General features: G+C 57.8%; 13 protein-coding genes and 2 pseudogenes. 2 read left to right on the forward strand and 13 right to left on the reverse strand.

The features are described from left to right. Positions 1-33: 33 nt before the first annotated feature. From ACWUI2_RS08755 to ACWUI2_RS08770, 4 genes and pseudogenes are all read right to left on the reverse strand, one after another. Positions 34-2,211 carry a hypothetical protein gene (locus ACWUI2_RS08755; protein ID WP_486982476.1) on the reverse strand — a complete coding sequence of 726 codons (2,178 nt, stop codon included), beginning with the start codon at positions 2,209-2,211 and terminating at the stop codon, positions 34-36. Continuing rightward, positions 2,208-5,219 (reverse strand): RNA-directed DNA polymerase, encoded by a 3,012-nt coding sequence (locus ACWUI2_RS08760; protein WP_486982477.1) that lies wholly within the window; start codon positions 5,217-5,219, stop codon positions 2,208-2,210. The genes ACWUI2_RS08755 and ACWUI2_RS08760 overlap by 4 nt, the downstream gene beginning before the upstream one ends. 57 nt (positions 5,220-5,276) lie before the next feature. Next, entirely contained in the window at positions 5,277-7,283 is a 2,007-nt protein-coding gene (locus ACWUI2_RS08765; RefSeq protein ID WP_486982478.1) for a hypothetical protein, read from the reverse strand. A 4-nt stretch (positions 7,284-7,287) separates the two neighbouring features. Beyond that, positions 7,288-8,370, reverse strand: a pseudogene (locus tag ACWUI2_RS08770) (SAM-dependent DNA methyltransferase); the annotation flags it as partial. A gap of 379 nt (positions 8,371-8,749) precedes the next feature. Here ACWUI2_RS08770 and ACWUI2_RS08775 point away from each other — a divergent pair. Next, a protein-coding gene (locus tag ACWUI2_RS08775; protein WP_486982479.1) for an IS630 family transposase occupies positions 8,750-9,879 on the forward strand; the annotation gives its coding sequence in 2 pieces (ribosomal slippage) (positions 8,750-9,176 and positions 9,176-9,879; 1,131 coding nt in all). 3 nt (positions 9,880-9,882) lie between these two features. On the opposite strand, the gene ACWUI2_RS08780 is transcribed toward ACWUI2_RS08775, so the two are convergent. Next, complete coding sequence (locus ACWUI2_RS08780) at positions 9,883-12,297, reverse strand: Eco57I restriction-modification methylase domain-containing protein (RefSeq protein ID WP_486982480.1); 2,415 nt, start codon at positions 12,295-12,297, stop codon at positions 9,883-9,885. Here ACWUI2_RS08780 and ACWUI2_RS08785 point away from each other — a divergent pair. After that, entirely contained in the window at positions 12,274-13,233 is a 960-nt protein-coding gene (locus ACWUI2_RS08785) for a hypothetical protein (protein WP_486982481.1), read from the forward strand. The two genes, ACWUI2_RS08780 and ACWUI2_RS08785, sit on opposite strands and share 24 nt — an antisense overlap. Positions 13,234-13,248: 15 nt before the next feature. Here the strand turns inward: ACWUI2_RS08785 and ACWUI2_RS08790 are convergent, their stop codons facing one another. The 8 genes and pseudogenes from ACWUI2_RS08790 to ACWUI2_RS08825 form a co-directional block, all read right to left on the reverse strand. Then, entirely contained in the window at positions 13,249-13,701 is a 453-nt protein-coding gene (locus ACWUI2_RS08790) for a hypothetical protein (protein WP_486982482.1), read from the reverse strand. Beyond that, the gene (locus ACWUI2_RS08795) at positions 13,676-14,263 is read right to left on the reverse strand and encodes a nucleotidyltransferase domain-containing protein (RefSeq protein ID WP_486982483.1); all 588 of its coding nucleotides are present in this window, start codon (positions 14,261-14,263) and stop codon (positions 13,676-13,678) included. The genes ACWUI2_RS08790 and ACWUI2_RS08795 overlap by 26 nt, the downstream gene beginning before the upstream one ends. 43 nt (positions 14,264-14,306) lie before the next feature. After that, positions 14,307-17,108 carry a helicase-related protein gene (locus ACWUI2_RS08800; RefSeq protein ID WP_486982484.1) on the reverse strand — a complete coding sequence of 934 codons (2,802 nt, stop codon included), beginning with the start codon at positions 17,106-17,108 and terminating at the stop codon, positions 14,307-14,309. Beyond that, a pseudogene (locus ACWUI2_RS08805) lies at positions 17,105-22,394 on the reverse strand (DEAD/DEAH box helicase). Before ACWUI2_RS08805 ends, ACWUI2_RS08800 begins: the two are co-directional and overlap by 4 nt. 420 nt (positions 22,395-22,814) lie before the next feature. Further along, complete coding sequence (locus tag ACWUI2_RS08810; protein WP_486982485.1) at positions 22,815-23,351, reverse strand: type 1 glutamine amidotransferase domain-containing protein; 537 nt, start codon at positions 23,349-23,351, stop codon at positions 22,815-22,817. A gap of 129 nt (positions 23,352-23,480) precedes the next feature. Then, positions 23,481-24,230, reverse strand: a complete 750-nt coding sequence (locus ACWUI2_RS08815; protein WP_486982486.1) for a nucleotide excision repair endonuclease — start codon at positions 24,228-24,230, stop codon at positions 23,481-23,483. A 74-nt stretch (positions 24,231-24,304) separates the two neighbouring features. Continuing rightward, positions 24,305-25,054, reverse strand: coding sequence for a hypothetical protein (locus tag ACWUI2_RS08820; RefSeq protein ID WP_486982487.1), 750 nt, complete (start codon positions 25,052-25,054; stop codon positions 24,305-24,307). After that, positions 25,054-25,260, reverse strand: coding sequence for a hypothetical protein (locus ACWUI2_RS08825; RefSeq protein WP_486982488.1), 207 nt, complete (start codon positions 25,258-25,260; stop codon positions 25,054-25,056). Before ACWUI2_RS08825 ends, ACWUI2_RS08820 begins: the two co-directional genes overlap by 1 nt. Between the last annotated feature and the right edge of the window lie 82 nt (positions 25,261-25,342).

Genomic DNA, 25,342 nt, shown 5'->3' on the forward strand with positions numbered 1-25,342 from the left:
GGGTTCGCGGGGAAACCTGAACGCGATTAATCTCTACTTTTTAGCCAAGGGTGTCAATGCCATCTTCCGCCCCAGGACCTTGGCCCAGAAACGTGACTCTTCAATGCAGGCGATCAGTTCATCGACCGACGGAGCCTCGGAATCGTAGAGGCGATACCGCGCAATGTCCTCCTCGGTGAGGGTTTCCATGTAGGCCCCCAATTCAGCCGGATCTATCTGCTCGGGGGAAAATCGCAGCACATGGGATGCCCGCAAGGAACAAGCCGCTGGCCAGTTGTCGGCGAACGCCATTTCCAACTCAAAGGAACTGATTTTTAGCGATTCACCGAAATACAAGTGATCGAATTCAAGGCTATTCGAGACCAGCATTGGGATGATCCGAACGTCTCCAAGGTCCACGGGTGCCCCCAGCCTTTCATGAAGTCTGCTCCAGTGGTCGGGAAGGATGCCTACGATTCGTTCCAACTGATTGGCCCCCTTTAAAAAGCTTTCCCTCACGGGCCAGATTTCGCTGGAGGTTGCGCGAATGCGAGTGGCCTTCGTCTCAATTAGAAAAAGTGTGCTGTCGCGGTATGCCAATACGTCAATCTCACCATCTTTCCCGAGCTTTTCATTAAGCAGGGTTGTGAAGCCACGAGACTCAAATATCTCGTTTACCGAGCTTTCCAGCCGAGACGCGATCTTTTTTGGAAACCGTGTGAACAAGTGATTATAGAGAGCCGTCTTCACGTCGGCCGAAAAGATGCGCCGCAGGAACAAATCGCAATGCTGGTTCTGCAGGATCAATTTGTCTTTCAACTCAATCTTATCACCATGGATATTCTGGGCAAAACAGTCGTAAATTTCTCGAATCCGCCCAGCTGGAATGTCTGCGGTTGCGGGAAATTCCCGAGCTCGATCCACAATCACCTTAAAATTCCTCGGCTCAATTGGAAAACAACGCAACATCGTCTTCTCTCCTCGTCGCGTTGCTTCCAAATCGCGCCGACTCGCCCGGAGGCCGAACGAATCCAGATAGTCACCACCGTTTGCTTTCGCGGTCGTCCGAGGCTCCACGAACGTCAAATCGTAACAGGCTTTGTTCGCGAGCAGGACTCGGAGCGCCTCAGTCACACTGAAGCCCATCTGGTCCTCCGCCGCCTCCGTCACATTTCTTCCACAATGCCTGGCCAAAAACCTTTGAGAAGTGTAGATACACCAATCCGTGTTTCCTGATGCAGGGTTTGGGGCTTGGCTCAGGCACTTCTCCAAGTGATGAAACTCGCGTTCGCTAAGTGGAGCCCATGTTTCGAACGAATCCATTGCGTGGAACTTCTCCTTGTTGAGTTCCCACGCGTCGGCTTGGGCAGCGTTATTTGCGCGCACGTGAACTCTCGGCGATCGGTAAAGTGTCCAACCATGAGCGGAGAACATCTCGATAATGTGTTCAACCGAAAGCCAGTCCTCCACTGCTTCAAATAGTCGCTCGGAGTCGAGTGGCGTTTCAGGCTTCTTGCGAAGACGTGAAAGAACATCCGTTATGAGCTTTTCAATTTCGACGATCTCCTTGTCTCGTCCAGGGGCGCGCCCTTGGATGACGCTAATCCGCTTTAGGCATTCATGAAGCACTTCGATGTGCTCATTAAGTTTGAAGCTGAACCATCGCTCATCTGGCTCCTCAAAATACTTTTTTTCCAGCCACACCCCAAAATGCACCACGAGGGTTTCAGCGCTGATTTTTTTAAGCAGAGGATCAAAATTTTCCAGATGGTTCTCGCTATCTTGCTTCAGGGTGCGGATTGTCTCGCAGTCGTCCGCGAAGGACATAAGCCCGTTTTCTTTTAAAATCGAATACATGAGTGGCCAAGCGCCATCGAAGAAAACTCGATGCCGCCGCACTGCCTCCTCCAAGGCATCCGGGCAGGTCCGGGCGAATTCCTTTAACAACGGGGTCTCGTTTTCGGCCCGGCGGAACAGGCTGCCCCAAAACCGGCGGGCATATAGCGGATGGGAAGCGAAGCGTTCCCCGAACTTCGTTGGTAGCTCCGAAGTCCAAAAGGTTGATTCGTATCGCGACGAAAACACACCGTCTTTGAGGAAGGATTTTGCTCCTTCCATCGTGGATTTGATGGAGCGATCAAAGCCTGTCTCGAGGAGATCTCCAAGCAGCGACATCACTGTCGCTAAATCATTGCGAGTGTCCGCTTCTTTGATTTTATCGATAATAGTCATAACGGAGTCGTTTTTCTCATCGGCGATAGCCGTGCTGGAAAGCCAATCGGGAAAGGTTTGAAGAGGACGCTCGGCCCGGTCGGTGGGATTGCATGTGACTGAAATTGCCGGAGGGCTGGGTAGTTGATCTCACCGACGACGAAATAGTCGTTAAGGCCTCCCTTCACCCGGATAAGATCACGGCGGTAATGAACCTTCATCGGAGCACGCATCCGACTATCGCCGAAACGACCGTTGTTGGCCTGGACGATGTACGCATGGACATCGAGTGCGGCCGACTCGACAAGCGCGGCAAAAGATTCGACGTCCTGATTCCATTCGGGGATGAATAGGGCGTCCACTTGCCCTTGAAAACGCCTTCGGTTTTCGATGTCTGTGAGTTCACTGCAAATTAAGATGCCGAAGCAAAATCCCCGGTGATTGAATACCGGGTGGTTGAGGCTTTGAGCCGATGGGTCCGCCAAGGCTTTTCCGTGATTATCGCCCAGTAAGCGAGACTCCTGCCAAGCCGGTTGACGTTTGGGTTGATGAAAGAAAAGACCGGTCGTGTACCCGGGATAGGTGGTTTGTAGAGCGACGAGTACCTCATTGTGTAGCGCATCGGAGTCTGTGATATCCTCCCGATACTCCAAGCCCGCAATTAGTGAGACACCTCGCGATACGACTTTTCCCGCCATATTCATCGCCCAGCGCGTGGGAAGGCAGCACTCCGGGAGAATGAGGTGCGTGGGCCGTTCACGGCAATTCACGACTGCGTCCAAAATAGCATTCAGCTTTCGGTAACGATCCAGAGTTAAGCTCGGCCTTCCGTCGGCAGCGGCCGCCCATTCAGAATCGCTGACTTTGGTGCTGGTAATTGCGATACGAGGATTACCCGTGTTCCGCCCGGGAATGAAGAAATTATCCGTTCCGGCTTCTGTGTGGAATCTAATCAGCCCATGTCGCTCAGGCATCCAATTTCCACGGAGGCCCCGCACGACCGTGCTGAATGTAACGCTGTCGAACAGCAACGATGGCGCCCGGGCGGTTAGTTCCCGCAGGGGAATCGGTCGTGTCGGGAATGCCAATGCTGGCCAGTAAGGTCTTGGCAGATCTGCGGCATCACGAAAGATCTGGATCGCTTCGAACGGGAGAATCGCCCGCACGTCCGGTTGTTTTGGCCGGGCCGGCGACGTCTCGGCCTTGGTCGCTTCCAGCCAACGGCAGGCATAGGAGAAGCGGCTCCAATCGAGATTGACCAGCCGTTTACATGCCGTAGTGATTTCCTTGCTCGTCTTCGGCCCCTCGAATCTGGCCGAGAGCGTCGTGCGGATATTCCGTAACAACAGAAAGGCTGACCTCTCTTCCCGTGGAATGGACTGCAGGACGGCTTCACTCAGCCGCGCTGCTAAGGTCACACGTGCTGCTTTCAGGCACTTGCCAAGGCGCCGGTTATCGTGACGACAGGTTCTCAGCAGGGCATCGAGGAGAGACTTCAGTCCCGATACGAATCGCTCGGCAGCGTCCCAGTCGCCGCACGTCGCCATGATACCAACGATCCGGGGGAAATACCGCGAATAGTCGAAGAAGGCATTCGGGGTCAGAAGGTGACGTTCGGCCAAACCATAAAATTCGTGGCGTAAGTTCGTCCATGAGCCCGGATCGAGATCGCGGACATGGGCTTCGACATCCCCCAGCAGCATCGCAAAGCCGGAGCGGCGTAATGTTACCGCGTCGGCCTTTCGGAGTGCGTCGGCATCCAATGTCGCATCCGGCGTTACCAACAGAGCTCGATGCACCATGCCACCCTCCGTATCGGGTAACCAGGGCAGGTTGCGGTGCTCGCTGGTTTGCTTTTTGATCTGTTCTTCGATGTGGACGATCAGGTTGACCCCGTGGCGTCCTTCGAGTTGGAAAATCTTCTGTTTTTTTCCCACGAACAGAAGATCGGAGCCATCAGCGTACGGGAGGTTGACCTGAAGTGCCGGACCGTCGCCAGCAGGATCGCCGTCATCCGTGAGCCGGGCGGTGACCATTGGGGCGAGACGTTCGCCAAGCCAACTCAAGAAGGCGTTGCCGTCAGGGAACGGGTCCGAGTGGCGGAGGACCAGAAAAACGTCGTCCACGTAGCGGGCGTAGTAACTGGGGTCCAGCCGCGACACGACTGTCCGGTCAAATTCTCGTAGCAGCACATTCGCGATTAAGCTCGACGCCGTCAGTCCCACCGGGAGGCCGCGTGCCTCACATCGAAATTGCCCGTTCGCCTCCTCGTTCCAGGTGGCGAAGGAATCGATCATCTGCTGCGTGAAGGCGCGCTGGTCATCGGTGAGGACGATTCCTACTTCCTTCAGGTAATCCTCGTGAAGAAGGAAGGCGGCATCGACCTGATGATAAAAACGCTTCAGGTCCATCGTCACGGCGACGATCCGGTGCTCGCTGGCCAGCTCCCGGCGCATCGCTTGCAAGCCAGCGGTGCGCCACTTTCCGTAGGCTGTGAAATAGGGTTGGAAAAGGTCGGGAGAGATTTGGTTCAACTCCCCTGGAGTGCCGGCGGGAACGTGCGGCTTGGGGCGCCAGCGGCGAAGGCGGTTTCCGACCGCGTAGCGCGTATCGAGCTTCTCGTCGTAAAGATGGCCCACTTCAAGAATCCACAGCGCGGCAATCACCATGAAATCGACTGATGCGTCGATAACAGGACGAAAGTCAGCGGTTGCACGATTTGTTGAACTGCAAAGACGATTCCACTGCTCCAGTGGATCGATCGATTGACAATGGATGGTCGGCCCCTTGCCGGTTGGTTTTGGCATCGTCACCGATTTGGGAATACACGTGGCACTTCCCAGGAAATTGCTGTCGACCTGCCATTTGGGCTTCGTCTGATTGAGAATTCGGCGGAGTCGGGAGAGATTGGCCCCGAGCTTCTCCTCATATGCCGCAAACTTCAGCCCATGGGCGCAATTCGTGTCGCTGAATGCTTCCTTCTTGGCCTTTCGGTAGGCGGTATAGAGGTCGGCGAGCGAGATATCCATGAGAGGCGGTTATCGGGTGTGTTCGAAATCCATTTCCCCATCGACATTGAGGAGAAACTACAAATCCACCCCCAGAAACCGCTCCGAGGCTTCCGTCGTGCGGAGGACCGGGTGGAGCAGCCAAGGGGCTTTGCGGATGTTCTCCGGTGGCGGCTCGGTTGTGGTAATTATGTATTGGAAAGGTGGAGTTTTTCCGGCCTCGTGCTCCAACCTCGCCATGAGCCAGAATAGGCTGTGGTAGATGTCGACGGAGAGGTCCGCTTCGCGGGGGCTGTCGTGGAGGAGAAAACGAGGGAGGTAGGCCGCGTCTCGAATATAGGAGTCGATCAGTGCGGTGACGTCGAAGGCGAGAAGTCGGACCGTTTCCAGGGCGGCACTGTCCAATCTGCCATGATAGTTCACGTAAGGAGCGATCGATTTGCCTGACCAATCGACGCCCGCGTCGACTTCGTCGCCCAAGAGTTCCTTCACCACGAAACGATAAAGCTCCGAAAAATCGGCCATTCTTCCCCGATGTTGGACCTTTTCGGTTTCCAATTTCTTGTCGAGATCTTCTTTAAGGGAAGCTAGGCGAGAGATACGGTCTTCATTTTGTTCCCGGTTACCTTGTGCTTGGAGCAGGTTATCTTTCAGAACTTTCGCTCGCGTCCCCCGGTCATCGAGAGTTGAAGCACGCTGCAGATCCGGCAAGTATCGCTTCTCGGCGATCTCCATTTTAGCTCGCAGGGTGGCTTCCGCTGTTTGCCGTGCCTGCAACTCTTGAAAGAACCGCATCACATCACGGTCAAGAATAGCCTTCTGGTATTTTAACGGATTCGCTTCCGCCCGCACCTTCTCCAGTTCAGCGTCAAGAGCTTCATCAGAGCGGGTACGCGCGTACCGGCACTCTTGTCGAACCTCCTCGGTCAGGAATTGGGAGCAAAACCCCCGAAAGGGCTTCCAACCCCTCGCCTTGTGCGTTCGCTCCTCATCCTTGATCTGACCTTCCTTGAATCGAATCTCTTCTTCGATCGCGGCCGCGGATTCCTTTGCATCGGTCCAACGAACATTGGCCGTTTTCGTCGCCTCTTCCGCTTCGCGCAGTTGCCGGCGCAGCTTTTGCAGTTCCGCGTCATCCTCCGGCTTGCGTTTGAGAGTGGCCGATTCGTTTTCCAGATTTAAGAGACGCTGGGTCACCAGTTCCTCGGGCAGAGGCGATTCCAACGATATTTCAATCCCCAGAAGATCGGCCAACCGCTCGATGTCGGTACGGAGTTGGTAGTCGAGCGCCCCGCGCCGTCCTACCGCAGTTTTGTGGTCGCGGGAGGCATTGGCGAACTGACGCATCATCCTTTGCTCTTCCTCCGACGCGAGTCCCAGGGAGAACCTTACGACGTTTTCTTTCTCCGACTCCTGAAGCTCAACGCTCGTGGATTGGCTTGCCGGACTGCGCCAGGCAAGGAGCCCCGAGTATCGGCTTTCCTGGTCGCGGGTGAGCCACTGAAGCAGCATAGGCCACCCGATCTGCTCGCCTGATGATGGCAGTTCGCGACCCTTCATTCCCGCGAACACGATATGATCGATGGCTCCCAGGTAATCGTGCCAACCGCCCTGCGGTGCGGTTGGTTTGTCGCTCAATTGCGAGATGCTCCCGTCCGGAATGGCAAATGATTGTGGGCCGACGCCGAGCGGTCTCCCAACCAACCAGCGGGATTCTCCCGCCCACACCTCAGCCAAAGCCCACCCTTGGGTAAACTTGGTGCGGAAGGCGTTCCTGAAAGGGTCGTTCCCGAAATTCCCATCGCCGAGAACGTAGCGGAGAAGTCGCGAAAACGTCGTCTTGCCTGTGGCGTGACCGGAGACTTTGGAGCGAGGTTTTTCCTTTCCACGTTGGGCGCCCGGTTCCGCCCAAAGGATGTTGATACCCCGGCGCAAACGCATCGTGCGCAATTCGTTCGTTGGATTAGCTGGCAGTGCTTTGTAGATCGCCAGCGTCTCGACCCAGATGGCAGGGTCCGATCGAGAGGGGGTCGGGTTCAACGAAACGGGTGCCTGGACAAACGGGAACTCACTTTGAATATCCATAATCTCAAGCAAGTGCCTCCTCAAGCGCATCGAAGCTTTCACTTAGTTTATCGCTGTCGGGTTCGAAGGGCAGAATCACGGACGAAGTCCTGATAATGCGCATTACCATCTGAGCATCCTTCTCGACCGCTGGTTCCGATATAGGCGCGTTCGAATGTGCTAACTTGAGAAAACGTTGAGCTCCAGCTTGTTCAAGACGAAGGTTTTCTGCTCCGAGGACGCGGATAGTCGGCAGAACCGCCCCGACATTGAAGCCCGGTGGATTCGATTTCAGCCACTCGTCAGCCAGCGACAGATCATCCCCGTCACAATTTTGCCGGAGCTTCATTGGATCGGCGAGGAGACTCACGGCCTGAACGAACGTTTCCCATTCCAGTCGGTCGTCTTCTCCCTCCCGAAGTAGCGCCGGAATCAGCTCAATGAGATGATCCTGTTCTGACATCTCCGGGCGACGGGTTTGTGCGGGAACGGGAACGTCGACTATTGAAACCTCCTCAAGCGTATCCCAGGCCTCAAGGACGAGTCGTTGGGTGCGGTAGTGTCCGTAGTTTTTGATGTCGTTGTTTTTGAGGCCGCGGAAGGTTTCGGTGGGGTAATCGGCACCGTGAGTATCGGAGGGGTCAAGAATGTAGCGGAGTTCGTCGCGAGTGAGGCCGTAGAGGCGGGCGTAATAGGCATCCAGTTCGGCGCGGAGGATGGCGCGGCGGTCGGGGTCGAAGATAAAGGGATCTCCATGGTATCCGAGATCCTCCGCCCACTGAGCGAGGTCATGCGAGGTGTAGGTCAACTCCAGCACCCGGGGGACGATGTAGGCGAGATCGGCTTCGCTGTAGGCGGTAGGAGGGAGAATCGGAAATTGTTTAAAATAGTGATAGGTAAGGGACGTCCCGCCAATCTTCTGACGAGCGACAAAATCCAAACACAGTGCATCGAGATTTCCTAAAAATGTAGCAGCCAGTCGCCCAGATGTTTGGGATTCAAAGCGAATAAGGGGCATCTTGTGGTTAACGCCCACCCTCGGCAAGACGCTGGCGATAACCGTTCGTTCATTGGTTGCGTTGGTGATGTCGCGCCAGCCCATCAACCAGCGGGGACTGCGTTGGTCGAGAATGTTGCGGACAACGGTCTCCAGGACGTCATCAGAGTGAAGGTGTCTGAGATCGTCCTCGGTGAGGGCTGGCCAAGCCCTAGCCTCATTGACTGTTTTCTTGCTCCTCCAGTCGGTTTCCTTCGACGGGAGGGCTTCGAAACGCTGTCCTCCGGCGGCGATCACCCGTTGGCGGGCGCTTGTAAGGAAAAATCCGGCAAGATCATCTTCTTCGTGGGAAGCATCGAGCCAGATGGCGCATGCGGCGAGAAGGGCAGCTTCGTCTTTGGCCAACCAGGCTTTGATGATTGCCCTAGTATCTTGTAACACAAACAATTTCGCAAATTGACATTTCTCCTCGGTCATTGATCTTGGGTGAATGGCCAAAAGATACCGAGTGACTCTTACTGGCGAAGAACGCCAACACCTGGAGACTCTGACCAGAAAAGGCAAGGGAACGGCCCGCAAGTTCATTCATGCGCGTGCCCTGCTTCTGTGCGATTACGCATCGAAGGAAAAACCGTGGACGGTCGTGGAGGTTGCCAAGGCGCTGGGTGTGACTTCGCGCACCATCGAACATGTAAAACAGCGCTTTGTTGAGGAGGGCATCGAGGCCGCGCTTGAGCCGCGGCCGCGATGCACGCCACGAGAAGTCACTTTCGATGGCGCCTTTGAAGCACGCCTGACGGCGCTGGCCTGTTCGGCTGCGCCGGATGGTCGCAAGCGCTGGACAATGCGCCTGTTGGCCGAGAAGGTAGTCGAACTTGAGATCGCTCCAGAAGTTTCCGTGATGACAATTCAACGGACACTAAAAAAAACGAACTTAAGCCTCACCTGAGCAAATACTGGAAGATTCCGCCGGATCGAAATCCGGAATTTGTAGCTTGCATGGAGGATGTCCTCGATCTGTATCACCGGCCGTACGATCCGCTTTATCCTGTGGTCTGCATGGATGAATCCTCACAACAGTTGATCGGAGAAGTGGCCGCGCCCATTCCTATGGCGCCGGGACACCCACAATTGATCGACCATGAGTACGTGCGAAACGGTGTTGCCCAGATTTTCATAGCGGTGGAGCCGCTGCGGGGACGTCGCTACGTTACGATCACAGAACGCCGGACCGCTAAGGACTGGGCCGCCTTCATTGAATTCTTGCTGGTCGAAAAATATCCAAACGCCGAAAAGGTTCGCTTGGTAATGGACAACCTCAACACCCACACGCTTGCCTCCTTCTATGTCGCATTTGAACCCCAGAGGGCTCGGGCACTTGCTCGTCGTCTGGAACTCCATTTCACCCCAAAACATGGGAGTTGGCTGAACATCGCGGAGATCGAGTTTAGCGTTCTCAAGTCCCAGTGTCTAAATCGACGAATATCTGAAATCGATGAGATGAGAACCCAAGCAGCGGCTTGGGAACGCGAACGTAACAACCGCGACACCTTGGTCAATTGGCAATTTAGCACTGAGAAAGCCCGAACGAAACTCTGCCGACTATATCCGAAGTTTTAAATGTTACAGGATACTAGGAGCACGGGCGATACGCCCCAGAACATCGCGTTCACGCACCCAATAGCGGGGCCGAACGGCATAGTCAGGCTCGGCCTTTCGTTCCGCTGGGACATCAATATTGTCGATTTGTCCGCTCTCATCCGTCCAATAGGTCGCCCAGCGGTGATCAAATTGGTGCATCAGTTTCGCTTCGTAGAGCGGCAAAGCATCCGCTATTGGATCGTCGAGGAAGAGCTGACTGTCGTTCGACATGTGAAGCATTGACGAAAATGAGATGCCCCATGGATTGACTTCCGGTTCACCCTCACGGCTGTCCTCAATGAGAACAGGAACACGTCGGTAGATCTTCTTGGTCAGTTCGGCATCAGCCTGAGAGCGAAAGACCGGGCATGTACGCGTATTGGGATTGATGAGACGGAAATCGGCTGCGGTGAGGGTGAAGCGACGTTCCGGGTTTTCGAGCTGCTCGATATACCGGATAAAGAAGATGAACTCGGAGCTTTGCACAGCGCCAACTCCTCCAAACACCAGCAGGCAAAATTTAAATGCATGATGAACGGCGGGAAAGATGAAAGCCTCGTTTTCAAAGGATAGCAGACACACTAACCGGGCGCTTTCGGCCAGATAGGCGAAAAAGGCTTTAGTCGTGTCATCTGTAGCGATACCCGTGGGAACAATAAACCCAGCGCGGCCACTATCGCGGGTGAGTTGACTGATCGTTTCGGCGAAAAGTGCATAGGTATTAACGTCACCCACTCCTGTAAGTGGAAAGCGGCCGCCATCCTTTCCGGAAACATGCGCAAAGACGCTGGCGGCCTCGGTCAGGCGCCGGGCGGAGATGAAATTCTGGTGAAGGCGTCGTTCCGCTTCATTGCCCTTACGCAGGCCCGTGATGAGTCGGTCGCGGGCGGCCTTGTTTTGGGCGGTGGCGATTCCGGCATGACGAGAGGCGAAATATTCTTTTTCTTGGAGCTTGATCCTCTCCCACGGGGGGTTACCCAGCACACAGTCGAAACCTCCGCGTCCGAAGATATGGGCGAAGGCCAGTGGCCAATGCAACACACGTGCCTCGCGGCAGAGAGCCTGGGCATGGGCGAGTTTCGCAGCCGGGCGCGTTGTGTCATTTTCCGGAAAGAGGACTTCGAGAAGGGTTCGAGTAGTGGGGCAAGCAGCGCTGTTTTCAGTCGAGTCTTTCGGCGTGAGGTAGGCGGCGATCGCAAGATCTGCCGCATGTGCGAGGGGACTGTCGGCGGCCCGAGCGAGAAATGCGGTGTGGGCGGCTTCCTTGGCCGCGACTTCGCTCGTCGTCTCGTCGGGCATCTCCTCCAGTTTCTGGAGGGCGGCAAAGACATCTTCAAAATCCTTGTCGTTGAACAGCCGAACGTTTTTATCCTTGAGTCGTTTTTCGAGCTCCTTGAGAGCGAAGCGGTTTTCGGCGGCCAGATTTTTGCAAATCTTTTTATCGTCGCCGGAGAGTGCTTTGAAAGCTTCGCCTGAAATGCCCGCTTCGAGCTGTTTGAAGTCGGTAAAGCCGAGGAGTGCGTCTCCGCAGACGAGGTGGTGATCGAGAAAGGACAGCGGCTGTCCCGGCTCATACCCTTCCAGCCAAAGGGTGGTGCGGGCAAGTTCAAGGGCCATCGGGTTGCGGTCCACTCCGTAAATACAGTGGGCGATAACCTCGCGCAGGGCATGGCGGTAATCGGTCGGTTGGACGGCTCCTTCGATGGCTCGCAGTTCGGCCAATTTCTCCGCCAGGCGACGGGCCGCTCCGAGAAGGAAATGGCCGGATCCGCAAGCTGGATCGATGACAGCGATATCCAGCACGGCGCGAGTGGGATCGTCGGAGCGAGCCGCGATTCGTTCCGCGATGACCGGATCGAGGGCGCTGTCGAGAAGCTCTTCCACAAGGGAATCGGGGGTGTAGTAGCTGCCCGACATTTTGCGGGCGTTGCCGTCGCTGCTCCCTTCATCGGTCAGGCCGACAAAGCCGAAGCGCCGGGTAGGAATATCAACGGTGGGGACAAGTTCGAGGAGGCTTTCGTAAACGGAACCGAATTCCTCAGGCCCCCTGTTCCGGTAGTCGACCGCCGTTAGCATGCCGGTGCCGGACGACCAGCGGAGGTGGCGCATGACGGTGAGGAGTGCTCGGTTGTCCAGATTGGCCGCGTCGAGATCGGGGCATTGAGTGGGTGCGAAGAGGCCTCCGAGAGCCGGTAAGGCCAAGCGCGGTTCGCCGGTCGCGAGGCCACGAAAGGTGATGCGAACAGCTGCCCAACGGTCGGCGAAGCGGTCGAAGCCGGCGCGGCGAAGCGCCCGGTTGCGCAGGCGGCGCATGGCATAGCCTTGGGCGTAGAGATCGCGGGCCTGACGGGCCTCAGTTGAATCGTCGGGCGCGTGGAGCAGACCTCGTTCTTCCACGGTGAAGAGGAAGAGGAAGCGGTAAACGAGGCGAAGGAGTTGCTGGAAATAGCCATCCACGCTGAGCTCGCCCGATTCCAAGCGGCGGCGGAGGGCGTCGTTGTCCCGGTGTTGCAGGAACCCGTCTCCGAGCGCCAGCAGCGCGTGGGTAACGCCCACCCGAAGACCTGCCCGCACCCGTTCGCCCTGGGCCTCCCCTTCCTGTTTCCATCGTTCCCAGGCGCAGTCGCTGCCAGCCGTGGAGGGCTCACCGGCCCTGCTGGCGTGGAGCAGACGCCAGAAAGCGGCGAAATCGGCGTAGCGCCCGCCGTCGCGGAGAATGGTTTCAAGATCAAACTCCAGGTAGGCCGGTCGCGTCAGAGTGTCGGCATCGCGGAGGAGGCGCAGTTGGAGTCCGTTGGTGACGAGCGCCCAGGTGCAATCCGCGTTGGCGTTGAGAAACTGCTGGGCGAGCTGGTAGGCGGATTTGCGGCGACTGCCGGAGCCGATAACGGCGAACCTTTCGTCGGGCGTATCCAACTCGAGATCGTGGGGAGCGACCACCACCGGCACCCGCCCGCGAACCAGGGCGTGAATCGGATAAAGGCGACCGCTCAGATCGACGGGCTCGGCGACACCGGAAAAGTCTGCATAGCCGAGGGCGTCGCGCAGGAGTTCAGAGGCAAAGCCGAGCGTGGCGCGGTGAGTATCGACATCCGTTCGCTCGCGCACGGGTTGGAAGGCCTTCCAAAGGGCGCCGGCAATCCGGAAGGCGCGTCCCTGTTCGTCTGCAAGGCTGAGGCCTTTGGGAAGTCGGTAGTCGGCCGACTTTTGCTCGGTGTGTTCGCCCCGCGCCGCCTTTTCGAGCAAGGCGGGGACGAAAAGTCCGCCCTCCAGTCGGAGGGTGTCGAAGATGAGAGAATCTGTGGAACGGCGGGACACGGAAGAGAAGGATGAAGGATGAGGGATGAATTATGAGGAGGGCGGGAGCAGATGCGGGTGCTTTTGGCGGAGCCACTGGAGGACATCATCGCGGAGTTCCGCGGCAAATTCGATCAGTTCACGGGCTTCTTCGGCGCTGGTTTGGCCGACCATGTCATACTCGACAGTGTTTCGCTTGCTCCGGCAGGCGTCGAGATAGTCGGCGTCGTTGCGACGTTCGGGGCCAAGGATCAGGGGAAGGGCCTGCAAGGTCCGGTAATGAGCGAGGGCACGTTCCGGGCGGTAACCTTCCGCGTAGACGAGAATTGTGCAAAGCTTGAGCGCCGCGTTGTAGGCGATACCGAATTGCCAGTCGGTGCTGAGACGGGCCGTGCGGGCATCCTCCAGGTCGCGATCCGCGATCGCGAAGAGGTCCGTCACCTGGGAGCGGGTGGTCTTGTGCGGACGAAGCCAGCCGTTATTTTGCCAGTTCTTCAAGCTCATGTTCGTGCCCGATAATCCAGAGTTTCGGGGATTGGAGGACGTTCAGCGCGAACGCATCTTGGGCGCGAATCTTCTCCGCAAACGAGGCTTTTGCGATGACGTAGGGATTGATTTCCCGGCCGATCGCCTCGGTCACCGGACGGAGCCGAGGAGCAACTTTTCGCAGACCGACTGAACCGATAAGAAAAAGATCGATGTCGCTCTGGGCATCGGCCTCGCCTGAGGCGAAGGAACCGAAAACAAAGGCCAGTTCGATTCCCGGAAGGTCGGCCAGCGCCTCCGCCAGTTGCTCGCGCAGCCCGGTTGTCTTGATGGAGATTCCTCGAAGTTCCGGATAGAGCGGATGATCGCGGTTGGCCCGAAAGTAGAGCCGGTTCCCATCGCGGTGCTCGAGGAGTAACGCGGCGTCGCTCAATTTGCTCACTTCCCCCTGGAGACTGCCGATGGACAATCCGCTCAGGCGAGCCAACTCCCGCAGGTGCAGGGAGCGCTCCGGATCGGCAAAGAGAAGCCGAATCACTTCGGCTCGGGTCTTCGGAAACAAAACGTTCAGCGGGTTCATTGTATGGTTCTACCATGCAGTCGTATGTTTTTTCCATACAAATTTACAGCTGATCTGGAAGAAGCACGTAAACGCCGATGACATCCACAGGAAGGCATGGGCTGACTTCGTAGCTGCCGACATCGCGGGCGGCCTGACGGACGCGGCGATGATCCTGAAGGAGAGCTTCGGCCCGCTGGCGGGCGAGAGCTTCCAGACGCGGAGTGTTGTCCCGGAAAAAGGCGAGAGCCGTTTCGATTTCGCGAGTGGCGGCGGCATCGCTCAAATTGCCGCTCGGTTTGACCTCAAGAAGGCGAATGACGTCATCGTCCTCCAGCCAGCGCGGCTCCTGTCGCCCCTCCAGCGCGATCGCGACCGTTTCTTCCGCCATGAGGCTGCGGGAGTCGGACCGCTTCCTGTAGGTGAGTTGGTGGCGAAGTCGTAATAGAAAAAGAGTCGTGACCACCTGAACATCGCCGCAGACGGTGGCGGCGCAGCGGGCGGCGAGCGGCGAGGCGTCCTGAAGGGCGCCTTCCAGGAGGGTGTCGGCCAGGATCGAGACAAGCGGATGGGTACGATGGATGAATTGAGCCTGGGATTTGGGCGGATAACGGAAGTCAATGGCAAGCTCCCGATCCAGCTTTTCCTCGGCCAGACGTTCGCGCAAGGAGACGGGAAAGTGTCGGGGCAAAAAGCGCCATGCCTGACGGGCAGGCTCCAACGGGGCGCCAAGGCGGGCGCAGGCGTTGCTCACGAAGCGCTCGATCGAGGTTTCGTCGCCAATCAGCTGGAGTTGCTTCTGCCATTCCGGAAGCACCTCCTCGGGGCGAAGGCGGCGCTGGGCGAAAACGGTCCGGTTTGCCCGGGCTTTTTCAAGTGCATCCTCCCATGCGGTGACGAGCGGTTCGAGGTCGGCGGCGATACTTTCGTCGAGGGTAAACTCCAGTTGCTTGCGATCACGGGTACGGTTGCGCTTGAGCAAAGCGGCCTTGATCATCGCCTGGTTGATCCGCCGTTCATCCTGAGGCAGGGGCACGAGAACCCCGAGTTCGCGGCGGATGGACTCCGCCTTGCGCAGGATGACATTGAAGATGAAACCATCGACGGGGTTATCCTGGCCGTAGAGCATGGTGCATCGAACTTCTTTTGCTCGTTGGCCGAATCGGTCCACCCGGCCCTCGCGCTGTTCGTGCCGGGTGGGATTCCAAGCCAGGTCGTAATGAATGACGGCGGTGAAGCCGTGTTGGAGATTGATCCCTTCGGAAAGGCAGTCAGAGGCGACCAGGATCGGTTGGTCGGCCTCGGCGAGTTCCTGCACGCGAACCTCGCGTTCCTCCGGCGTGTATTCTCCGGTGACGGCATCGACTGAAGCTTTTTTGAAATGAGCCTTCAGTTCGGCGGCCACGTATTTGGCGGTTGCGATATAGCGGCAGAAGACGACGGGGCGAATGCCCTCCTTGAGAAGTTCCCGCAAATGGGCGACCAACGCCTTGAGTTTCGGGTCCCCCTTCTGGCCGCTGAGATTTTGGGCCTGGGCGATCAGGGAATGGAGGGAGTCGGTGTCGTCGAGCGCGCCGGCCGGTTCGAGATCGTTCGAGGTCAGGTCGGCGCCATCGCCATCATTAAGCCGCTCTTCATCGGCCAGGGCCTGCATCTCCTCCAAGGTGCCCGTGAGGCGGGTATTTAGAGCACGCTCGGCGGCGGCGGGTGAGGAGGCCACGCAACGCAGGAGGGCGAGGGTCGCGTACCAGATCATGTGACGGGCGGTGCCATCACTGGATTCGGCCCGCTCGGCAAGATGAACGCAATAGTCTTGCACGGCATCGAAGAAATCTCCCCATTCGCCGGTCAGGTTGTAAGTAACTTCGGTGGTCAGCCGTCGCGGAAAGACGCTGACATCCTGCCACTCTTCGATGTCTTTGCGGCGGCGTTGAACAAAGTGGCGGGCGAGATCTTCGCGCAGGCGACGACGGTTCGCCTCATTACCATCAGCCAGCCCGGCGAAATCTTTGCGAAGGAGAGAAAGCAGGTTGTGGAAAGCGCTATCGTCGCCTGAGTGCGGTGTGGCCGTGAGGAGGATGAGGTGGCGCTCCTCGTCCTCAGCCAGCTGTTGCAGCAATTCGTAACGGAGTTGCTTTCCCTTCCCTCCCGTTGAGCAGGTGTGCGCCTCGTCCACCACAATGCACTCCGGGGCGATGGACAGGAAGTGGGCGCGGTGACGGTCGCTCTTGATGTAGTCGAGACTGACGACGACAACCGGGTAGTGTTCGAAGAGGGAAACGCCGCGGGGGAGATTTTTTCTCAACCGAGTCACGTTGGCGGAGGTAAGTGCGGCCGCATGGAAGTGAAAGTGACGCTCCAGTTCGGACTGCCATTGCTCCACCAGGTGAGGCGGACATAGAACGGCAAAGCGGCTGATCTCGCCGCGGTCGTAGAGTTCCCGAACGATGAGTCCGGCTTCGATGGTTTTGCCGATGCCAACGTCATCGGCAACGAGGAGCCGCACCGTCGGTAGGCGCAAGGCCATCAGCAGAGGGACCAGCTGGTAGGCGCGGGGTTCGACGGCGATATTGCCAAAGGAGCGGAAAGGGCCGGCCCCGGTTCGAAGTTTGAGCTGGAGGGCGTCGCGCAGGAGCAGGGCGGCGGTGTGGTTGCCGCGCAGAGTCGGATCGGGTTCCGGAAAACTGGCCGTGGTCGGCGCTTCCCATTCCAGCTCAGGCAGGAGCGTGGTGATGTCCTCGTCGGAGCCACCGAGGGGGCGCAGGTGAAGGGCGGAGGCGGAAGAACCAGGTTGAACCACCCATTCGCGACCGCGGGCACGGATAAGAGAACCAGGCGTGAAGGCGGCTATTGAAGCGGAAGTCATGGAGCGTTGCCGTTGAGGGGACCAAAAACGGTTGGGTGGGCCGCGAACGTGGCGGGCCATTCCCCGTTATCAGCAGGAAAAACGATCGAGGTGAATCCGCGTTCGCCAGCGTAAGCCGACAATTCGGGATCCGGCGGAGATAGGAACACGAGAGCGCGGGCGGATTTATAAAGAGCGTCGGCCGTCCACCGGCCATCCCGAAGGGATACGCTGGTGTCGTCGGGCGTGCGTAAGTTGAGACTGTTGAGAGCCGCCAGCCACGGAGCAAGACCGTCGCCGTCGGAGCCGGACCGCGTCCCTGATCTGGCCCTGGAGACCGAGCCGTTGGCCAGCTGGGTGAGCAGAGCCTGGGCGCTCGAATCGCGGCGATTGATCAAGTCGTGGTCGGGCTGGTTGTAGTAAGACAACAGGCATTGATAACAGCCGGCCTCGCAGATGCGGTCACCCGCCGGGGTGTGTTGTTCGTGGGAGGTGAGGTTTTCTGCCGTGAAGGACGCATCGGGCAAATTGAAATGCATGATTTCCAGCGCGGCGCGGGCCACAATACTGAGTTGGGCGGAATCCTGGGCGATTCGGCTAAGGACCCCGGCGCCACCTTCGGCGGCCTCGTAGAAGAGAAGAGCCTTACGGTTGTTACGGTCAGGAAGAGCTTCGACGACAAGCTCGGATTCTTCGATCTGGAAGGTCTGGGTGATCCCGCGTTTCAGGGCCGATTGGAGGGTGGCCATGGCCTTCTCCGACAACGAGGTTCGCGGAGTTAGGATCAGTATGTTTCGATGATCCTCAACGAATGGGACGATGAGTTGAGTCGGTTCTTTCTGGTCTATTTTCTCTGGTGGATCCTGGGGGTCATGTGCATCGTCAGGGCTGTCTTTTTTGCTCCACTTGCCGGTGATCGGATTGATCACAAACCCGAGCTGTTTCTTATCTTTGCGGCGACGCCAGCCTTTGTTGATCCGCCAGATGCGTGCGGCCGGTGAATACGTCAACCTGGCGACAGGATTGGCGGCGTGGATGGCTTCGGAATGAAAGACCTCGGTCAAACCACCCGGACCGGGCATGAAGCGGTAAGTGGTCTGAAGTTCGAAGCCTTGGCGCTGGCGTTCCTCTTCATTAACGGAGATGCGTTCCTGCATTCGCGTCTCGACGGTTTCGATACGGTAAAGGCTGTTGATGCGGCCCTCGTCGCCGAGGAGTTGGTTGCAATGTTCGCAGACATCAGACAGTGGCTCGGGGTTGGCATCGTCCCCTAGGTGACCATATCCGCAATCGGCACACACACGGGCGCTGATGGTGGTTAAATTGGAATCGGAAGAAATGGAGTCGGAGCTGTGTATATTGAGTTTGGCCCGTTCGACCCGGAACATGCGGCCCTCGTGGTAAATGAGACTCAGCGGTCCGAATTCGGATAGCGCGAGGAAACGGGGCCGGCTGACCATACTACCCCGGTCGTCTTTGCCGTTGCGCTTGCGACCCTGAGAGGGAATCCATGCCATCAGGGGCAACCGGGGAAAATTGTAACCGGGAAGGAAGCCTTGGCTGGCAAGATAGCGGAAGGTGTAAAAGTCGTTGTTCTGGCTGCCCGATCGGAGCAGGAGTGAAAACTGGTTTTTGGCATCCTGATAGCGACGGTTGGCGTTCTCCCGATCTTTCTGACTGGTGGCGGGACTTTGGATGATTTTGGCGGCGGCCTTCATCTGGAATTGCACCCCATCGTAAAGGGCGCGCCAACGTTCGAAGGCGGCTTCGAAGGCTTCCGGACTTTTTCGGATCACCTGGTCCGCAAAATCGGGGCCGAACCAGGGAGCGTTCTCAGGGGTGAGTTCACCGGCGATCTGGCCGAGGACGCGCTGGACCTGTTCACGCGCCCGCTGCTGCACCATCGGATCCTGGAAGCGTTCCCGCAGGGCGGTGATGATCGGTTTTTTCGGATCTTCTAGATCCAGGAGAGGCGCGATGCTGGTATCCAGCTCGTATTCCACATTGGCCAGCCAAACAAACGGCGTGCAGATGACTTTCGACGAGGTCGCGGTTGGAGAGTTCCAGTGTCGGGGCTTTGACGATACCGTGGACCATGTCGCTGGCGTGATGAAAAAACCACTGGTCATGGGGACTCATTGCGGCGCAATATGTCACCACGAGTGCGGCTTGGCCGGAACGACCGGCGCGCCCGCTTCTTTGGGCATAGTTTGCCGGCGTGGGGGGCATGTTTCGCAGGTAAACGGTGTTGAGGGAGGAGATATCCACTCCTAACTCCATCGTCGGAGAACAGTAAAGGACGGGCAACGCCGGCAGCGGCCCCTTGTTCTCCGGTTCGTTGCCCCATTCCGCGATGTCCCGTTCGTTGCGTCGGAAACGCTGTTCGAGAACCTTACGTTTATCGGGTTCCACCTGCGCGGTATGCTCATGAGCCTCGAAATCGAAGAGCGGATGTGCCGGCGATGCGAGCACCTCGGAGATGGCAAGGTAGAGCTGGCGGAAAAATACGTTTCGGGTGATTTCTTCCCCGTCGGACTGGTCGAGCGTCAGCACCCATTGGAGTGCGGAGGATTTCAGGGTCCAACCGGTCAGCTTGTTGTTGTCGAGGCCCTGCCTCTGAACGTATCCATAGGCTTCGGCCGCCTTGAGGAACGAGCGGATTAGCGTGACCAACTCCGGGCGGGAAAGGTGATCGACCTCCTCGGCCAGTGCGGACTCTTTCCAGAAGCCGGCATATTTCAGCAGGCGAACCAGACGGGAACCGGGACCACCCCCGACCAGCTCATGACGTTGGCGCCCCTTGCTGTCTGGGCGCTTATCGAGAATCAGATACTTGGTGGTCGCCAGGACTTCGTCGTTCCCGAAAGACCAGCGTTCGGTCAGAAAATTGTAGATGGCGCTCCGAATGCGCTCGTGCTCCATCCCATCAAGGAAGCGGGACTCGACGCAAAGATTTCGGACCAGTTCATCGAACACGAGGCGAGCGAAGGCGGAACGTTCAGCGGGGGTGAGGCGGGCCAGGATTTTGTCGCCTTTGAACAAGTCCTCATGATTGGAAAACTCGTCCAGACTGTCGTAACTGATTTTAAGCAGCTTCAGTTGATCGAGATTGGGGTTGTTGTAGCGCCACCCCTTTCTCAGGTCACGGATGAGCCGGTAACCGATCACAAAACGAAGGGCCTGCTGGGCCTGCTTCAAACCGAGGCCGACCAAAGTTGGATCGCGAAGATATTCACTCAGCACGCCCGGATCGGCCTGACCGAATCCGAGGGCGTCGAACACGGCCTCGCTTAGCCTCTCCTCGGTCAGGACGCCTTGGTGCCGCTTCAGCCCGCCGATAAGGCCGGCCCGCAAGATCAGGAGGAAAATGAAGTCGTTGAAGTGACCCGCCTGGAGCGCGGCATCCTGTCGATTGTCCGTAAACCCCAACAACTTTCGCGAGTCGTCTGTCTCCGAAACACCGTCTTGCTCCGCGAAGAGCTGACGAAGGGTGGACAGTGTAAGAATTGTGGTGGCGGATGACCGACCTTCGCCGGACAGTCCCGAGAGACGATTGATGTCGCGTCCATAAGCCTCGTGGAGCTGACCGCAGTTTAGGCAAAAGCGGAATTTGCCTGGGATGAACCAGTATTGACGGCCGTCGCCTTTACTTCCCGTTGAATTCACTCGGACTCCAACCGGGCGGGCTGCGCGGTAGCTGGATTTGATTTTTGGCTCGTCCTTCGAGTTGTCTATCCACGTATCCGGATAGTCGGTGATCTTGCCCTGAAACTCCTGGCCGGTACGGATAGGAGCGAGAAATCCGGAACGCTCATCACGATCCTCGGTGCCGACATCGTCGATTTCGCGGGGAGTGAAGCTGGGCTGATTTTCCGAGTCTTCCCAAACCGGATGATACTCCTGACCACACTCACGACAAAAGTGTGTGCTGAAGAGGAAGATTTTCTCCTCCTGCTTGTTCGGCGCAAAGCGCTGGGTATCCAGCGTCACCAAACGCTGACCGTCGGGCTCCAGCGTGCAGTGAACCTTGCCTGGGCCGCTGATGAACTGATGGAGTTTAAACGCGAAAGGAGCCCGACCCTCGCCAGTTTGCAGTCCCTGGGCAGCGATAAGAAACTTCTGCAGAGCTTTCCTGGCATCGGCCACCTCAACGCCTGCATCCCTGGCGAGGCGAGCGGCGGCGTCGGTTACGGAGATTGGTTGGGCGCGCTGGGGTCCGGTATGGTCGGACAAGGAAAGGCCGAGATTGAGTTCGACCCAGATCGCAAGGGGGTCGTTGGAAAATGCATCGGCGCTGGTCCAGGAGAAGTCGGGTGAATTTAAACGGTCGTGCAACCGGGGTCGGATCGACTTCAGGCTCTCGTGCTTGTTAGTCGTCCGTTCAAGAGTTTCTCCGATGACATTGGAGGCGGGAATCTCCTGGCCGAACAGTTTCGAGGCCACGGTGGCGACCGTCTTCTTACGGTCCTCCTGGGAACCGGTGCTGGACATAGTCGCCGAGGTTCCGATGCAGATGAGGTTCGTGGCGTCGAAGCGCTCGCGCAGCCGACGAACCAACAAGGCGACATCGGCCCCTTGGCGGCCCCGGTAGGTATGCAATTCGTCTAGCACCAGGAACTCCAGCCCGCGACAATGCTCCACCACCTGCCGGTCGATAGGCTCATAGCGAGTGAGGATCAACTCCAGCATCATGAAGTTGGTCAGCAGGATGTCGGGAGGATTTTGTGCGATGCGATTCCGGATGCTCGCGTCCTCCTGACCGGTGTAACGTTCCACCGTCAGTGGCTGTTGGCCCTCCCCGAGGTTTGACAGGAACTTGTGCACTTCCTCCAGTTGGCTGTTGGCCAGTGCATTCATAGGATAGATGACGATCGCACGGGTCCGCTTCTCTGGATCGGACGACTTGTTTCTCAGAATGCGATCTATAATCGGAACAAAAAAAGCGAGCGATTTACCGGATCCTGTCCCGGTCGTAACCACATAGCTTTCGCCGTTCGCCGCCTTTGACAAGGCTTCCTGCTGGTGTTGGAAGAGGCGCAGGGGATGAGAGGCACCGTTGGCATTTTTCAGGCGAAAGAGATCCGCACAAGCCGGGTGAAGGCTACCATCGGCCACGAGCTCCTCGACATCCTGCGCCCGCAGATAGTTCGGATTAATCTGGATAAGCGGCTCGGGCCAATAGCGACCTTTGGCATATTCCGCTTCCACGTAATCCGCGATGTCAGTGGCAGCAATCTTCGTGAAGCTGCGCGAAAAGCTCGAATATTCTTCGATGAGCTTCTCTCTAAAATGGAATACGTCTTGCATCGGCCGGGTTCAGCGGACGGTTAAAGTGGAGTTAAGAGTTGAAGATCAGCAATATGAACGGCTTGAACCACCATCGTTGACACATCCGGGAAACTGACAGATAAACGCATTTAGGAGCAAGCAAAAGGGATTACCTTTTGACTGCCCGCCTCCATGAAGTCCATATTCTGCAGGAGCCGGTCATTCACCCGGATCCTCCCGCCAGGCGGACCAATCCGTAATTCTCAGCTTCTCGGCGAAGGCATCCACAATTTGCCACTCGTCCCCCTCCGACAGCTCTCGGTCCATCCTCTGCCAGAGAGATCGAAAAGTTGCTCGCACGTTGCCGGCAGTATGCAGGGTCTGAACCAGCTCCTCCGGCAGACGATCGGGGATTCTGCAAACAGGTTGGATGGCGGGATCATGCCCCCAAGGCTGCCCTCACGCCGAAACTTCCGCCAGACAGGCGACCAGTGCCTCTCCGAAGGCCGGAAGATCGGGCGGGCGCCGGGCCGATACGAGGTTTCCATCCCGCACCACCGGTTCATCGACCCACTTGGCTCCGGCATTGATGATGTCATCTTTGATCCCCGGCGTACTGGTGACGGTACGGCCCTTGAGGATTCCCGCCGAGATCGGAATCCAGCCGGCATGGCAGATCATTCCGATCAATTTGCCCGCCGCATCGAACTCGCGGGTGAGTTCAAGAACCTTGGGGTTGCGCCGAAGTTTGTCGGGCATGAAACCGCCAGGTATCAGCAGTGCGGTGAAATCCGCCTCCCGCATGTCATCGATCAGGACTTCGGCCCGGCAGGGATAACCGTTTTTGCCGGAAAAGGTGTCGAGGGACTCTCCGGCGATGACGGTCTTGGCTCCGGCCTCCTGGAAGCGGTAGAGCGGATACCACAGCTCAATGTCTTCGTACAGGTCTCCAACGAAAAACAGGACGCGGTGCGCGGAAAGTTTGGCTTCGGACATGGGAGCATGGTAACAACCAAAACCGAACGGGAGCAAGACGATCCACGCGGTGAATCTTCCACGGGAGCAAATTCGAATCCGGCCAATCTCGAATAAGTAATGGGACACCGCTTTCGGGCGCCGCCCTCCCTACGGGTCGCCTGCAAATCGACCGAGTCGCTTCAGATCCTCATCAACGAGTTCGACAACGAAACTCCGGCGCTCTCCTTCGATCATCGACCTCACCGCAATAGACAGGGCTTCAGTTGAACTATCGGCCAGCGCTTGAATGATGGCGAGGATTCGTTCCCGCTCGCCGCCCACATCCACTTGCGCGTTTTCACCAAGCCGCCCGTAAATCCAACCGAAGGGCATTTTCTCCACGGAATCGCCGGGATGCGCCAGAAACCAGATCAGCCGAACCGAGGCTGCCCGATACCTTCGGGCACCGCCACTCCCAAACGGGCCAGCGCCCATCCAGCCCTCTTCAAGCTGTTCGGTCACGATGAGTTCGACGGACGATTCGATCATCCGCCAACCGACGTAACGGGGAGAAACCGGCCACGTCCCCGCCCGGTTGAAGCGGGGTCGGTGCAACAAGATCAGTTCCGCCTCCCGAGCCAATGCCGCATCTTCGTCGTTGCACAACTCGACGTCTATGGCTACCGCCGCTCCCAGCAACCGGAGATGACGACGCTTCATTCGCCCCGGATTCGCCACCCGGTAGGCCCTGAGACGTTGGCGGAGGTTTTTTGCTTTGCCGATGTAAATGGGGGCCTCGTGTGCATCACGTATCACATAGACGCCCGGACTCGCTGGGAGCGACAGGAAGAAGTCACGACCGAGGCGATCGACCAACGGCCTTGGATCAGGAAACAGGAGCTGCTGGACCGCTGGCATTGTTCGACTTCACACCGAAATCGGTTCGCGGGCGAGGCAAGATTCGCTACCGAGCGGTTGGGGGCTCCGCCATGTCACTCGCGTGGTGCAACCCCGGGCATTCCATCAAGCCTACCTGTCGCGGTGGCTGGATCGCTGAAGATCTGGGCGCGGGCGTCGATGGTTTCCAGGATGTTGGTTGTGGAACTGCCAACGGGAGTTTTCAAGTTTCGGTCCGGGTGCCGCAGGTCTTCATAAAAGCCCATGTTTCCGCCCAGGAAGACGATGTGGCCGCCGTCCCCGCCGTAGACGCCGACGTGGCGGTCGCGGTCCCACCTTCCGTCGGGCCGGAGTCCCCGGGTGAAGACGATCGGGGTGGACGAATGCATGCCAATCTTGAGCCCGGCGACGAATTGGAAGCTCAGGGGGGATGCGGCGAATTCCGGCGACAGGATCCGGGGATCCTCGTGCGACAGCACGAAGTCGAGGTCGTCCCGCCTGATCTCCGGATGACGGTCGTAAGTGGAGATCCAGGCATGGGCGTCGTTCAGATATCCGTGACGGGCCAGCGCGGCGGCGATCGCATGAAGATTCGGCGTGGTGGACCCTTCGGCGATTTCGCCTACCTGGTTCAGACCCAGCCCCGGCAGCTTTCCGCCGTGGTCTTCCGCGTAGATCAGGGAGCTAATGGCAATGCTGCGGATGTTGGAGGCGTCGACCGACCGCATTCCCGGGCTCCTGACCCGTCCGTGATGGGTCGAGAAGATGGCGGCCGCGACGGCGAGGACGCCGAGGAGGACGAAGAGTTCGATCCACGAGAAACGTCGCTTGGCGCGGGGTTCCATCAGGTCGGAGATTGGATGATCGAAGAAGGAATGTCGAGGAAAGCCGCAATTGTGGGATAGGCGCTAAAACCCATGAAAGAAGAAAAACAAAAAACGAGGGCGAGATCGTCCGGCTTGTCGCCGGCGACCTGGTGGCTGATTCCCGGGATCTTGCCCGGGTGATGGAGGTCGAACATAAAAATGTATTGGCCTTGATTCGGCTCCATTCGGCTTCATTTCAGGAATTCGGAACGGTCGCGTTTGAAACGCTACCGTCGAAAGCAAAGGGTGGCGGGGGCGATAGGGGAC

The organism is Verruconatronum alginivorum, from assembly GCF_056590205.1.

Coding starts and splice junctions, on each gene's coding strand:
- ACWUI2_RS08755 (WP_486982476.1), bottom strand. CDS start 2,211: ATGACTATTATCGATAAAATCAAAGAAGCGGACACTCGCAATGATTTA.
- ACWUI2_RS08760 (WP_486982477.1), bottom strand. CDS start 5,219: ATGGATATCTCGCTCGCCGACCTCTATACCGCCTACCGAAAGGCCAAG.
- ACWUI2_RS08765 (WP_486982478.1), bottom strand. CDS start 7,283: ATGGATATTCAAAGTGAGTTCCCGTTTGTCCAGGCACCCGTTTCGTTG.
- ACWUI2_RS08790 (WP_486982482.1), bottom strand. CDS start 13,701: ATGAGCTTGAAGAACTGGCAAAATAACGGCTGGCTTCGTCCGCACAAG.
- ACWUI2_RS08795 (WP_486982483.1), bottom strand. CDS start 14,263: ATGAACCCGCTGAACGTTTTGTTTCCGAAGACCCGAGCCGAAGTGATT.
- ACWUI2_RS08800 (WP_486982484.1), bottom strand. CDS start 17,108: ATGACTTCCGCTTCAATAGCCGCCTTCACGCCTGGTTCTCTTATCCGT.
- ACWUI2_RS08810 (WP_486982485.1), bottom strand. CDS start 23,351: ATGTCCGAAGCCAAACTTTCCGCGCACCGCGTCCTGTTTTTCGTTGGA.
- ACWUI2_RS08815 (WP_486982486.1), bottom strand. CDS start 24,230: ATGCCAGCGGTCCAGCAGCTCCTGTTTCCTGATCCAAGGCCGTTGGTC.
- ACWUI2_RS08820 (WP_486982487.1), bottom strand. CDS start 25,054: ATGGAACCCCGCGCCAAGCGACGTTTCTCGTGGATCGAACTCTTCGTC.
- ACWUI2_RS08825 (WP_486982488.1), bottom strand. CDS start 25,260: ATGGAGCCGAATCAAGGCCAATACATTTTTATGTTCGACCTCCATCAC.